Source organism: Streptomyces sp. NPDC058701, from assembly GCF_042715295.1.
Classification (GTDB): domain Bacteria; phylum Actinomycetota; class Actinomycetes; order Streptomycetales; family Streptomycetaceae; genus Streptomyces.
The window spans coordinates 1-12,752 of the sequence record NZ_JBHXSY010000051.1 but is presented as its reverse complement, the minus strand read 5'-3'; the positions used below and the strand labels follow the sequence as shown (position 1 = coordinate 12,752).

General features: G+C 70.5%; 12 protein-coding genes and 1 pseudogene. 7 read left to right on the top strand and 6 right to left on the bottom strand.

Going from position 1 to position 12,752, the window contains the following annotated elements:
• Positions 1 to 496 precede the first annotated feature (496 nt).
• The 3 genes from ACFWW8_RS33195 to ACFWW8_RS33185 all read left to right on the top strand — a co-directional run bounded on the left by ACFWW8_RS33195 (position 497) and on the right by ACFWW8_RS33185 (position 2,053).
• Positions 497 to 835: a MerR family transcriptional regulator gene (locus ACFWW8_RS33195; RefSeq protein WP_386535125.1), complete on the top strand. Its 339-nt coding sequence runs from the start codon at positions 497 to 499 to the stop codon at positions 833 to 835.
• Between the two features lie 83 nt (positions 836 to 918).
• On the top strand, positions 919 to 1,323 hold the full coding sequence (locus tag ACFWW8_RS33190; RefSeq protein WP_386535123.1) for an STAS domain-containing protein: 405 nt from the start codon (positions 919 to 921) through the stop codon (positions 1,321 to 1,323).
• Positions 1,324 to 1,846: 523 nt separating this feature from the next.
• Positions 1,847 to 2,053: a hypothetical protein gene (locus ACFWW8_RS33185; protein WP_386535120.1), complete on the top strand. Its 207-nt coding sequence runs from the start codon at positions 1,847 to 1,849 to the stop codon at positions 2,051 to 2,053.
• A gap of 77 nt (positions 2,054 to 2,130) precedes the next feature.
• On the opposite strand, the gene ACFWW8_RS33180 is transcribed toward ACFWW8_RS33185, so the two are convergent.
• Positions 2,131 to 2,577 carry an anthrone oxygenase family protein gene (locus ACFWW8_RS33180; RefSeq protein WP_386535117.1) on the bottom strand — a complete coding sequence of 149 codons (447 nt, stop codon included), beginning with the start codon at positions 2,575 to 2,577 and terminating at the stop codon, positions 2,131 to 2,133.
• 91 nt (positions 2,578 to 2,668) lie between these two features.
• Between ACFWW8_RS33180 and ACFWW8_RS33175 the strand changes: the two genes are divergently transcribed.
• On the top strand, positions 2,669 to 3,247 hold the full coding sequence (locus ACFWW8_RS33175) for a TetR/AcrR family transcriptional regulator (RefSeq protein WP_386535115.1): 579 nt from the start codon (positions 2,669 to 2,671) through the stop codon (positions 3,245 to 3,247).
• 321 nt (positions 3,248 to 3,568) lie between these two features.
• Here the strand turns inward: ACFWW8_RS33175 and ACFWW8_RS33170 are convergent, their stop codons facing one another.
• The 3 genes from ACFWW8_RS33170 to ACFWW8_RS33160 form a co-directional block, all read right to left on the bottom strand.
• Entirely contained in the window at positions 3,569 to 5,275 is a 1,707-nt protein-coding gene (locus ACFWW8_RS33170) for an FG-GAP-like repeat-containing protein (protein ID WP_386535113.1), read from the bottom strand.
• A 673-nt stretch (positions 5,276 to 5,948) separates the two neighbouring features.
• The gene (locus ACFWW8_RS33165; RefSeq protein ID WP_386535111.1) at positions 5,949 to 7,067 is read right to left on the bottom strand and encodes a fatty acid desaturase family protein; all 1,119 of its coding nucleotides are present in this window, start codon (positions 7,065 to 7,067) and stop codon (positions 5,949 to 5,951) included.
• A gap of 7 nt (positions 7,068 to 7,074) precedes the next feature.
• Positions 7,075 to 8,130, bottom strand: coding sequence for a ferredoxin reductase (locus tag ACFWW8_RS33160; RefSeq protein ID WP_386535108.1), 1,056 nt, complete (start codon positions 8,128 to 8,130; stop codon positions 7,075 to 7,077).
• A gap of 87 nt (positions 8,131 to 8,217) precedes the next feature.
• Between ACFWW8_RS33160 and ACFWW8_RS33155 the strand changes: the two genes are divergently transcribed.
• A complete protein-coding gene (locus ACFWW8_RS33155; RefSeq protein WP_386535106.1) occupies positions 8,218 to 9,357 on the top strand; it encodes a PucR family transcriptional regulator in 1,140 nt (379 codons plus the stop codon).
• Between the two features lie 406 nt (positions 9,358 to 9,763).
• Here ACFWW8_RS33155 and ACFWW8_RS33150 read toward each other — a convergent pair whose 3' ends face one another.
• Both ACFWW8_RS33150 and ACFWW8_RS33145 read right to left on the bottom strand, forming a co-directional pair.
• A complete protein-coding gene (locus ACFWW8_RS33150; protein ID WP_386535103.1) occupies positions 9,764 to 10,078 on the bottom strand; it encodes a hypothetical protein in 315 nt (104 codons plus the stop codon).
• A gap of 435 nt (positions 10,079 to 10,513) precedes the next feature.
• The gene (locus ACFWW8_RS33145; protein WP_386535100.1) at positions 10,514 to 10,909 is read right to left on the bottom strand and encodes an STAS domain-containing protein; all 396 of its coding nucleotides are present in this window, start codon (positions 10,907 to 10,909) and stop codon (positions 10,514 to 10,516) included.
• Between the two features lie 908 nt (positions 10,910 to 11,817).
• On the opposite strand from ACFWW8_RS33145, the gene ACFWW8_RS33140 reads away from it, so the two are divergent.
• Positions 11,818 to 12,171, top strand: coding sequence for a MerR family transcriptional regulator (locus ACFWW8_RS33140; RefSeq protein ID WP_386535099.1), 354 nt, complete (start codon positions 11,818 to 11,820; stop codon positions 12,169 to 12,171).
• Between the two features lie 331 nt (positions 12,172 to 12,502).
• Positions 12,503 to 12,752: pseudogene (locus tag ACFWW8_RS33135) on the top strand (serine/threonine-protein phosphatase); the annotation flags it as partial.

Sequence of the window (12,752 nt, the reverse complement as noted above, 5' to 3'; positions counted from 1 at the left end):
CAGTTCGCAGTACCCAGCAGTGAAGTTGAGTGGAGCAGTACCTCGGTGAAGGCGTCGGCTGCGGGCGCGCGCATCGGGAGGTTCGGCAGTGGGGTTCTAAGCCAGGGCAGACGCAGGATGGGCGACGGGGCTGGCTGCCGAAGAACGTGGCGCTCGTTCAGGCCGCGAGCAGTACAAGCAGTTCGCATCACCCGTAGTTCGCAGTATCAGCAGTTCCCAGTGGTAAGTAGTTGATCATCCGAGGGATGAACGGAGGGATTGGGCGCCATCAGGATCGCCCGGACGGAGTGCTGAGTCCGGGTACCGCAGGACATCGATAGTGAGGTGGTCTCCGGTCGAGCAACAGCGATCCCCGCACAGCCTGTCCACCCCCGGACAGGTAGGCGGATGAAGAGGCCGGCGCAGTTCCAGGGCCGGCAGATGGTGTAGCAGTTCCTTCGGGGCCCGGGTGCCATCAGGCGCCCGGGCCCCTCCGCATGCTCCACAGAGAGGTGAAATGACCGCAGGCGACACGCTCGGCCGTCTCGACGACGACGATTTCCCCGCCTACACGATGGGCCGGGCCGCCGACATGCTCGGCACCACCCAGAGCTTCCTCCGCGCCATCGGCGAAGCCCGCCTGATCACCCCGCTGCGCTCCGCGGGCGGCCACCGCCGCTACTCCCGCTACCAGCTGCGCATCGCGGCCCGCGCCCGCGAGCTCGTCGACCAGGGCATGCCCGTCGAGGCGGCCTGCCGGATCGTCATCCTCGAAGACCAGCTGGAGGAAGCGCAGCGCATCAACGCCGAGTACCGCCGCTCCTCCGGATCGGTGAACCCCTCGGCAGCGGCCTGATGAGGGGAGAGGCGCAGAGCCGCCGGCCGGCGGGCCCGCGGCAGCCGGGCACAAGCCCACCTCCTCGGCGGGGAGACCGCACGGTGGTCCTCGCGGGCCGCTACGGCCTGATCCACCTCACCGGTGAACTCGACGTGGAGACCGCCCCGGACATACGCGACGCGGTCCGCGAGTCCCTCACCGGCCGCCCCGCCCTGCTGCGCATCGACATCAGCGGGGTCTCGTTCTGCGACTGCTCCGGCCTGCGCGCCCTGGTGTGGGCGAAGGCCGAAGCGGCACGGGCAGGAGCCGGCTTCCACCTCAGCGGCCCGTTACAGCCCGCCGTGGCCCGCGTCCTGGACGCCACCGGCACCACCGCCCACCTCGGCACGACGCCCCACCCGGCCGAACGCTGCCGCAAGCAGGGGGAAGGGCGCGGGCGCCCCGCGGCCTCCGACGCCGTCCGTCAGTCTCGTGGCGGGGTAACCGGCCGGGTGGCTGCGCGTTGAACGGACATGACCACGAGGGTGCGGCCCGCGCGGGCCATCGCCGGGCAGCGGGACCGCGGAGAAAGGGCTCCCCGCCCCCTCTGCGCGGCGAGGAACGGGTCCTCCCCTCCGGCAGCCGCCCCCGGCCCCGCCCCTGAACCACCCCTCGCATGGTGTCCGCGTCCCGGGCTCGGACACCACATCCGGGGGTGCGCCCCGCGTATCGGCGCGCACCTTCGAACCTGCCGGAGCGGCGCACCACGGTTGGGCCCGCCGCTCCGGCAGCAACCCCACCGCCGGTCCGTGATCACCCACCGGGCCGGCGGACGCCGGGCGTGCCTTCACCGCGCCCAGCCGGTCCCGGCTCGGCGGGCGCCGAGCGCGGCCCGGTATCGAGTAGGTCGCGGCGGGCCTTGCGGTTCCAGACCGGTACGGCCGCATCTGCGCATCTCGGTCGGAGATGTGGCCGGTTCTGCACATCACACTCCGTCAGATCCGGTACCGGCGGTAGCTTGCCGAAGGGGGCCGGCGAAGGAGGAGTCCCATGGACCACAGCAGCGTGCAGCCAGCGCCGATCGATCTGCCCGACCACGACTGGCGGATCCCCGTCCCCTCTGCCGGATGCGAGATCTGCGCCGAAGCGGGCGAGCAGCGCCGACGGGCCCGTCAGTCCGGTGACCTCTCGGCCGTCACCGACCACAACATCACCCTTCGCGGCCACCCCCACAGCCGCGCCCGAACCGGACACTGACCGGGCCTCGACCATCCGGACCGAGTCCTCAGCCGGGCGTCTCCCGGTACTCATGCGCCCGCCGGCCCTCGTGGGGCTCAGGCGAGGGCGGCGACGAGCAGGGTGAAGGCGCCGATGATGACGGCCACGCGGACGTAGTGGAAGCGGTCCCAGCGGCGCGTCTGCTCCTTCCAGTCCTCGGGCCGGTTCTCGGGGGTCCACGTCTTGCTCTGGTTGTTGATCGGGACGAGCAGCAGGAGCGACATGACCACGCTCAGGATCAGCAGCGTGCCGGCTATGACGACGAGGCCGGTTCCGTCGTGGTGCCATCCGGCGACGGCCCAGGCCGCGACGAGGGCGAGCGAGCCGATGTACCAGACCGGCATCACGGCGCCGAGCATCCGGCCCCCGCGGCTGCGGCCGAGCTGGCCGCTGTCCTCGGGGAGTGCGCCGAGGATCGGGTTGATGACGAAGGCAACGGAGACCTCCACCCCCACCATCAGTCCGACGACCACGGTGGTGACGACCTCAAGTGCGTCGAGCATGCTGACCCCTCCTGATTTCTAGCGTTGCTAGCTGATGAGGCAAAGCTAGCGCTATTGTCGCTCGATTGTCTAGCGATGCTAGGATCGGTTCATGTCGGTACAGGAACGCAAGCAGCGCGAACGGGCGGAGCGCGAGCGCCTCATCGTGGCAACGGCCCGCGAACTCGCCGAGCAGCAGGGCTGGGACGCGGTCACCACCCGCCGGCTCGCCGAACGCATCGAGTACAGCCAGCCCGTCCTCTACAGCCACTTCCGCGGCAAACGCGAGATCATCGGCGCCGTCGCCCTCCAGGGCGCCACCGAGATGGCCGCGGCCGTGCGGGCCGCAGCCTCCGCCGCGGACGGCCCGCGCGAGCGGGTCACCGCCCTCGCCCGCACCTACCTCGACTTCGCCGGACGCAACCCGGCGGTCTACGACGCCTTGTTCCAGCTCGACGGCGGCCTGGCCTTCGCGGAAGAGGACACCCCGGAGCCTCTCAAGGACGCCTTCGCCGCCCTGCTGGAAAGCCTCGGCGAGGTCGCCGGGGACGACGTCCACCCGGGACTGTTCACCGAGGTGTTCTGGGCGTCCCTGCACGGCCTGGCGACCCTGACCCGGGCGGGACGCCTGCCGCCCGAGGACATCGAACCGAGGGTGGAGCTGCTGGTGGACCGGCTCGCCAGGGCCTGAACCCCGTCCCTCCGGGCACCCGGCCGCGACTTCGACCTCGGCGGACCCGCCGGGCGGACGCCGCCGCAGCGATCGCGCTCCGCGGCGCGGCCCGCCCGCCTGGCGTCGGAGACCGGCATCGACACCTACCCGGAGATCGCGCAGGGAGGCACCGTCCACGTCCACCGCCGGAAAGCCGTGCCCCCTGTCTGCGACGTCCGCGGCCACCCGCCGCCGGCTAGCCGGCACACGGGGGTTCGGGTGCGGATCCGTCCCGGCGCCGGCCGTTTCGCGGTACGCCCCGGCCGCATTGCGGCCGGGGCGTCCTCGACGTTCCTCGGCTCAGCGCAGGGACTGGATCCAGCGCCAGCCGCCTTCACCGATGGTCACGGCCGCGCCGAAGCCGGTGCCAGTCGCGTTCCATGGGACGAAGGTCAGGTGTCCGGTGCCGGTGCCCTGCGGCGTGGTGGTGAGCAGCAGGTCGGCGTGCCCGTCGCGGTCAGCGTCGCCCACCGTCCCGGCCAACGGGTACGCGGCCTTGAGTGCGGAGCCGAGGACGGTGGGGGCGGGCAGTGCCTGGGCCCCCTGGGAAAGGTATTGGCGCAGTTGCCCGTTGGCGGTGCGGGCCCACAGGTCTGCACGGCCGTCCTGGTTCACGTCGCCGGGTGCGAGGACATCGGGCTGGTCGGCGGACTTCCATTCCGGCCCGCCCAGGGCCACGGTGTCGTGGGGGAGGGCCGGTGTGCCGGCGCCGCGGTGCAGGTAGAGCCCGTTGACGCTGCGGCCGACGAGGTCGGGCTGCCGGTCGCCGTCGATGTCGCCGACGGCGTAGACATGGGCGTGGGCCCAGCCGGCCGGGCGTCCGCCCATCGCGATCCGCGCACCGAGCAAGCCCGCCCCGGTGTTGGGGTAGACCCACAGCTCGTCGCCGATGCGGGCGATGACGTCCTCGAGGCCATCGCCGGTCCAGTCGCCGCGGTGGCTGACATCGGCTCCGGCGAAGCCGCCCGCGCCGATGACCTGATAGGAGGCGAAGCGGCCGTTCCCCAGCCCGGGGTAGAGGCGCAGCGAGCCGTCGTCCTGTACGGCCAGCAGGTCGACCAGGCCGTCCCCCGTGAGGTCTCCGGAGACCGGTGCCCGAAACGTCGCAGCCGAGCGCACCAGCTTGTGGTCCTTGACCTTGGTGAGGCCGGTTTCCGCGGTCTCGCTGCGCAGGTCGCGGAAGTCCTGGCGGGAGAAGAAGGTGTAGTCGAACTTGGAGACGTACTTCGTACCGGTCTCGTTGTCGATGGTGGTCGGCGCACCGCTGCGGCACTCCGTCACGCCAGCGGTGTTGCAGGCCGGGGTGAAGAACTCCCGATCGCCCGCGTCGGCTTCCACGAGTGAGAGCGCTCCGGCCTGCGCCGGATAGAGCGGATCCATGTGTGTGTACCCGGGCCGGGCGTTGAAGTCCCCGGCCAGGATCACCGGCAGAGATCCCGCCCATGCCTCGACTCGTGCCAGCAGCGCCGGAGTGTCGTTCTGCGTGGCGTCGTCACGTCGCAGGTGCGTGCCGCAGACCAGGGTGGTGCGCCCGTCGACGGGAGCCTTCGCACAGATGACGGAGCGCTTTTCCCCGCTGGAGCCGGGTGGGGTGACTGCGGCCGCCATGCCTGTGACCGCGCTGGAGGGGGCCTTGACCAGCAGGGCCTGGCCGAAGCTCTTGTCGCTGCCCCACTTGGCGCAGCCGTCGGCCTGCTGGGTACTGGTCCACACGGCGGTGTAGCCGGGCAGGACCTGCTGCAGCTGGGCGTACTGGCCCTTGCACATTTCCTGGAGCATGACCACGTCAGCGTCCCAGTCCGTGACGTGTCCCTTGAGGCCGTCGGCCCAGGCGGTCGGCGTCATCTCGCTCCGGCACTTCAGCTCGTACGCGCCGCAGACGTTGTAGGTGACGGTGCGTACCTCCCCAGTGGGCGCCTGCGCCTCTGCCTGCGCGGCCGGCGCGACCAGTCCGGTGGTGAGCAGACCGCTCACGGAGACCAGCCCCGCGGCCAGCCACGAGCCCATCGTCCTTCTTGTTCTCACATTCCCCCCGCTTTCACCATGATCAATATCAGTCAGGCTAGGCGACAGGCCCGGCCGCATTCTGCACACCGTCCGCTCCAGCCGCTCCAGGCCGTGTCCGCAGGCATGAAGGGGCGCCGTGGCGGCCTGGACCGTTGCCGTCCAGGCCGCCACGGTGCCGTCAGGTTCCGGGTCAGCTCTACATGTTGAGGAAGTGGGCGCGGCTGCTTGTCCGCGATGTGTGAGCCCCCGTATGAGGCGGGGGTGTGTCGTCCAGGGGCCGCCGGGCCACGCCTGCCCGCGCTCGTGAGCATTACCGGTGCGTGTCTCGTGCGGGCGCTGTGGCCGCGTATCACCGGACGGTCCGCGTCGTCCCGCTCCACCCACTGCGTGAGGGCCCGCCGGACCCCGCACCGGTGCATCCTCGCACGTGCTGCCGGGACGGGCCGCGGAGGCACCGGGGCGGCCGCGGCTTCTGCGCCCGCCGCCGCCCTGGCCCCGGCTGCGCCCGTTCCCGCCCACCGGCAGCGGGTTGTACCGGCCAGGGGTGCGGGACGTACGCGATGACGGCGGCTCCGGCACCCGGACGCCGCGGGCGGTATCCGCTCCCGGCAGCGGACGGAGCGTGCACAGGCGCGGCCGGCCGCGGGGCGGGCGCCGGGCCAGTACCGGGAAATCAAGCCGCGACGAGCTCCTGCTCGCGGTCCGGCGTTGTGACCTTCGGCTTCTTGTTCGGCAGCGAGAGCCGGAAGACCTTGTGCCACGCGGAGAACACCTGCTTGGGCAGCGGCCCGGTGACGTACTCCAGCTCGTACTTCTCGAACAGCGCGCGCACCTTCACCGCGACCTCGGCATACCGGTTGCTCGGCAGGTCCGGGAACAGGTGGTGCTCGATCTGGTGCGACAGGTTGCCGGTCATGAAGTGCATGGCCCTGCTGCCGCTGATGTTCGCCGATCCCATCATCTGGCGCAGGTACCACTGGCCGCGCGTCTCGCCCTTGATCGACCTGCGCTCGAAGACCTGTACGCCCTCGGGGAAGTGCCCGCACATGATCACCGAGTGGGTCCAGATGTTGCGGACCAGGTTCGCGGTGAACGTGGCGGCGAGCGTGGTGAGGAACGACGGGCCCGACAGCAGCGGGTGGATCACGTAGTCCTTGAGCACCTGCTTGCGGATCTTGCGGCCCACGGCCTTGGCCCGCGCGCGGAATTCCGGGTTCTTGCGGCGGCGCTTGTGCAGGTTCTTGCCGAGTTCCAGGTCGTACGCCGCGATGCCGTACTCGAAGAAGCAGGCGTTGATGAGGTTCCACAGCGGCTGGCCGAGGTGGAACGGGTGCCACCTCTGGTCCTCGTCGACGCGCATGATGCCGTAGCCGAGGTCGTTGTCCTTGCCGATCACGTTGGTGTACGTGTGGTGCAGCTCGTTGTGCGAGTGCTTCCACTGCTCGGACGGCGAGACGTGGTCCCACTCCCAGGTGGTGGAGTGGATCTTCGGGTCCCGCATCCAGTCCCACTGGCCGTGCAGGATGTTGTGGCCGATCTCCATGTTGTCCATGATCTTCGCCACGGACAGACCGGCGGTGCCGATCAGCCACGCGGGCGGGAAGAACGAGAACAACAGCACGCCCCTGCTGACCAGTTCGAGCTTGCGCTGCGCCGAGATGACCTTGCGGATGTAGGCGGCGTCCTTCTCGCCGCGGTCGGCGATCACCTCGTCGCGGATCGCGTCCAGCTCGCGCCCGAGCTCCTCGATCTGCTCCGCGGTCAGGTGGGCGGTGGGGTCGATGGCGGTCAAGGTGCTCCTACCGTTCGATGTCGCAGGGGCCCGCCGCGGCGGACACGCAGGTCTGGATGAGGACGCCCGGCTCGGCCTCGGTGATTTCGCCGGTGCGCAGGTCGCGGACGGCGCCCGCCTTGAGCGGCGTGATGCAGCCGAAGCAGATGCCCATGCGGCACCCGGAGGGCATGAGCACGCCGGCCTCCTCGCCGACGTCCAGCAACGGCGTGGCACCGTCCGCGTCGACGGTCTTGCCGGTGGAACTGAACGTGACCTCGCCGCCGTCGCCGGCGACGACGATGCCGGCACGGAAGCGTTCGGTGTGCAGGCGCTCTTGTACGCCGTGCTCGGTCCAGTGCCCTTCGGCGGCGTCGAGCAGGCCCGCGGGCCCGCAAGCCCAGGTCTCGCGCTCGGCCCAGTCGGGCACGAGTTCGTCGAGACGGGCGAGGTCGAGCATGCCGTCCGTGTCGGTGTGCACCTCGGTGAGCCGCAGCTTCTTGTCCGCGACCAGGTCGTGCAGTTCGCCGCGGAAGATCACGTCGTGCGGCCGTGGCGCGCAGTGGACCATGACGACGTCGTCCAACTCGACGTCGCGCAGCATGCCCATCACGGGCGTGATGCCGCTGCCGGCCGTCAGGTAGAGCACCTTGGCGGGCTTGGCCCGCGGCAGCACGAAGTCACCGGTCGGCTGGTCGAGCTGGATCAGCGTGCCCGGTGTCGCCCTGCGGACCAGGTGGTTGCTGACCTTGCCGTCCGGGATCGCCTTCACGGTGATCGTGACGCGGCCGTCCCGCCGGGTGGTCGGCGAGGTGATGGAGTAGGCACGCCACAGGCGTACCCCGTCGACGTCGACCCCGATCCGCACGTACTGACCGGCTGTGTGGCCGCGCCAGCCCCGTCCCGGCTTGATCACGACGGTCGCGGCGTCACCCGTCTCGGGGTGCACGGCCTCGATGCGCCCCCGCAGGTCAGCGCCCGCACGCAGCGGACTGACCAGGTCGAAGTAGTCCGACGGCAGCAGCGGCGTCGTGACCATCTCCAGCAGTTTCCACGCCCCGCTGCGGAGGGCTGTACTCGTCATGACTCCAGCTTGCTGCGCCTCAAGGCGTAAAGTCCTGACCGCAGGACGTAAATCTGATCGGCTGAATTGTTCGCAGGGAACAAAATCGTGAGCCATGCAATCCGGAGGGCCAGCGAACTGGCCCTGGACGAGACGACGGTCACCGTACTTCGGGCCGCGCTGAAGACCACCGCCGACGAGGTCGTCCAGGCGATCATCGACGAGGTCCCTCCCTACGCCAACGCCCTTTCGGGCCACATGGGCGCCACCATCCGCCGAGCCGTCCGTACCGCGCTCGGGCACTACCTGGACCTCGCGAGCGGGAACGCCACGAGCGGCGACGCCGGTGACGCGGCCTACGAGCTGGGCCGCGGCGAGGTACGCGACGGCCGTTCGATGGACGCCCTGCTCAGCGCCTACCGCGTCGGCGCCCGCGTGGCCTGGCGATGCCTGGCGGCGGGTGCCGTACCCGTAGGTCTGCCCGCCGCCGACGTCGCCAAGTTCGCCGAGCTGACCTTCGCCTACATCGACGAGCTCTCCGCCGCGAGCGCCGCGGGCCACGCCGACGAACTGGCAGCCCGGGGCAGGGCCCACGAGCGCCACCTGGAACACCTGGCCCGCGACCTCCTCGCCGGCGCCAGCCCGGACGTGCTGCTGGCCTCTGTTCAACGGGCCGGGTGGCAGCCTCCGGTTTCGCTGACCGCGGTCCTGCTGCCCGCCGCCCAAGCCCGGCCCGCCTACCGCGCGCTCGACCCGAGCACCCTCGTCCTCGACGATCTGCCGGACGCCACCGGCGTCCTGCTCGTCCCCGATGCCGACCGATCACATCTCTTGCGGCAGCTGACCGACCGCACCGCCGTGGTCGGCCCGGCCCGGCCGTGGACTCGTGCGTCCGCCTCGTACGCACGAGCCGTACGCGCGCGCTCCCTCTCCTGCGACATTCGCGACACCGAGGACCACCTGCCCGAGCTGGTCCTGAGCGCCGACGTGGACGCGTTCGCAGACCTGCGTGCCCGAGCCCTCGCACCGTTGCGGACCTTGCCCGTCGCGACGGCACGGCGGCTGGAGGAGACGTTGCGAGCGTGGCTGCTGCACCAGGGCAGGCGGGACGAGGCGGCGGCGGCGTTGTTCGTCCATCCCCAGACGGTCCGGTACCGGATGTCGCAGCTGCGGGAGCTGTTTCCGGATCTCGCATCGCCACACCGGGTCCTCGAACTGACGCTGGCGGTCGGTCTTCGGGTCGGCTGACGCGTACGTCGACCGTCACGACAGCGTCCGAGCCACGCGGACGGCGGGGCATTCTGTCGTTCAACGACGCGGAGCCGGAGGTCGTACGGCTGCCCGCGGGGCGGTAGGGGATGTCGCCCGCGGCGTGGGCGGGGCGCAGGTGATGGCGGTAGCGCAATACGGGCCGGTCCCGGCCTCCCGGGGCGCCGGGGACGTGCTGCGGGAACTGGTCCAGGCCCGGATCCACTGCGGGAGACCGTCACCGCCCCGGTGGGCGAGTGGTACCTGACCGCCGCAGTCCTCGATCTGACCGGGCGCGCCACTCAGCGCAATCTGCGCGGGAGACGAGGCGGGTGCGAGCCGGGGCCGGCCGGGCAGCAGGGTCCTGCGACCGTGCGGCCGGGTTTCTCCCCGGTGGTGTGCGAGGTCAGGAGCCGTTGTCGTCGTAGTTGTCCCGGCTGCCGGACTTGGCCAGCCCGCGGCTGAGCATGTAGCCGACGGTGAGGATCACGATGTACATCCAGGCCCTGTCGGCGCGGAAGTAGTCGAGGTGGCCCTCTTCGGTGCCGACGAGCATGGAGGCGATCAGGACCGCGATGACGGCAGCGATGTAGACGAAGAACTCCGTCGTCTTCAGGGCCGACTTCGTCTCGGTCGACAGGCGGCGTGTCCCGTGTCCGGACACGTCGGCACTGGTAGTACGGCGACCGGTGGGGGTGCCGCCCGGGTTCGCGGTAGTCATGGCAGGTGTCCAATCCGCTGGGCGAAGCGCGCGAGGCGCTCTACGGGTCGGGATGACGTCAAGATCGACGTCTGCCCATCTCGGCGACTACCCCAAAAGGCACGAATAAGCCATGTAAGGGATGAAAAGGGTCGTTTGGTGAATGCTCAGTCGGCGCACCGGCGCTGCCTGAACGCGGTCGCCACCGCCCAGCCCGCTCCGGTGAGTGCCGATGATGACGCGCCGCTCCCGCTCCTGGAGGCCGGGGCCGACTCCGTCCGTGAAGCACACCCGGTGGGTGGGGCTGGTCGCCTCCCCGGCGGGCCCACCCCTCTCCGGGGCCGACCGGCCGGAGAGGGCCGGCCGGCTCTCACCTGCTCTCATCCCCTCCTGGGCCGGCCGTGTCCGCTCCCCGCCCGCCCCCGCGCGCGCGGGTGTCGGTCGCCGGATCGGGTGTCAGGGAGTGCGTCCGCCCGTCGGCTTCGGGGCGGGCGGGAGCCCGACGTCGAAGAGGGTGAGGGCGCCGGTGCGGTGCAGGAGGTTGAGGAGCTGGGGGTTCGGCCCCCGCAGGCGGAGGGTGCGGCCGTGGGAGAGGGCGGTGAGCTGGGCGCGGAGCAGGACGTTGAGGCCGGCGGAGTCGCAGAACCCGAGTCCGCTGACGTCGATGGTGATCTCCGGAGGGCTGCCGGGGTCGGTGATCGCGCGTTGCAGGGCCGCGTCGAGGGCGGCGGTGCGGTCGACGTCCATGTCGAGCTCCCCGGCGACGCTGACCACCACTGCGGGCCGGGTCGCGGGCACTGCCGTGGGTGAGGGGTGCTGTGCGGGCTGGTCGTGCTGGTCGTGATCGGTCATCGTTCCCCCGTGGTAGCCGTCTTCCCACCGACCGTAACCGCTTCACCCGGTGGGCCGAACCCGTCCTCACCTGCTCTCCTCCCCTCCCGAACCGCTGTCGGCCGCTCTGCGCCCGCCCTCTGCCCCGCCATACCCCGACGCCGCCGATTACCTCTCCGCTGACCACTCGAAAACCTGCGATGGCCGGAGTAGACATTGGGCGGTGGTGTGGTTATGGTTTCTCTCGTAGGACAGAGAGACCGAAGGGCCTGGCAGAGACGAACTGCCGGGCAGGCAGTACCCGCAGTACAGAGCAGTACCCGTATGACGGTGCGGTGGTGGAGTGTCGAAGCCAGAGCAGTTGCAGGTCGGCGACGGGACTGATCACCGGACCGGGTGGCCCGCAGTCATCAGGGGCCACCGCACGCAGTGCCGGCAGTTGACGCAGTAGTGCAGTACCAGCAGTTCGCAGTACCCGGCAGTACCTCGGTCAGGGTGTCGATGGTGGGCATCCGCACCGGGAGGTTCGGCAGTGGGGTTCTAAGCCAGAGCAGATGCAGGATGGGCGACGGGGCTGGCTGCCGAAGAGCGTGGCGCTCGTTCAGGCCGCGAGCAGTACCAGCAGTTCTGAGTTGAGCAGTACCAGCAGTTCCCGCAGGTAGCAGTTGATCGCCAGAGGGACGAACGGAGGGATTGGGCGCCATCAGGATCGCCCGGACGCCACGCGAGTCCGGGTACCGCAGGACATCGAGTAGTGAGGTGGTCTCCGGTCGAGCAACCGCGATCCCCGCACCCCCGACAGCATTCGGTCGGGCACGCGGAGTAAGTAGGCCGGCGCAGTACCAGGGCCGGCAGATGGTGTAGCAGTTCCTTCGGGGCCCTGGTGCCACAGGCACCAGGGCCCCTCCGTGTTCCAGAACGAAAGTGTGATGACCGCAGACGACATGTTCGACCGTCTCGATGACGATGATTTCCCCGCCTACACGATGGGCCGGGCCGCCGACATGCTCGGCACCACCCAGAGCTTCCTCCGCGCGATCGGGGACGCCCGCCTCATCACCCCGCTCCGGTCCGCCGGCGGCCACCGCCGCTACTCCCGCCACCAGCTGCGCATAGCCGCCCGCGCCCGCGAGCTCGTCGACCACGGCACCCCGGTCGAGGCCGCGTGCCGGATCGTCATCCTCGAAGACCAGCTCCGGGAAGCGCGGCGCATCAACGCCGAGCACCAGCAGGCCGCCGCCGCGGCTGCCGCTGCGCCGGCGCAGCCCCGGACCGCCGCCTGACCGGTACCGCCCTCACGCACCTTCACGAGCCGATGTGGAGCACCCCCACATCGGCTCTTCCCCATCCCCCTGTCCAGCCGAGACGCCTGTACCCGATCAAGGAAAGCCCGGAAAGCCCGGAAAGCCTGGAAAATCCGGGGTACGTTTCGAAGCGCCGCGCGGTTTCAGCTCGCAGGAGCGTACTGGCCAGCCCCGGCCGGAATGGGGGACCTGGCACCGGTGCTGCCCTGCGCCGCATTCCGTGGAAGAGTTGCACAGAGCGAGTTCGGCCCTGGGAAAACTGGGACACTTGCGGGCCGGCTCGTGAAGTGTGGATCTTGTGGAGGCTGCTGTGGCGGATGACCGGTTCGGGCTGGCTGATGTGCTGGCCGCGGCGGAGGCAGCGGCGCCGGTGGACTCCCTCAACATCGTCGCGCGGAACCTGCGGGACCGGTTCGGGGCACGGTACGTGTCGTTCCTGTTCGTCGACATCGTGGGCCGGCGCATGCTGCGCGTCCACGATACGGAGGGCGCGTATCCGGACGATCGCGCCGAGCGGATCCCCCTGGTCGACAGCAGCATCTACGACGAGGTCCTGCGCA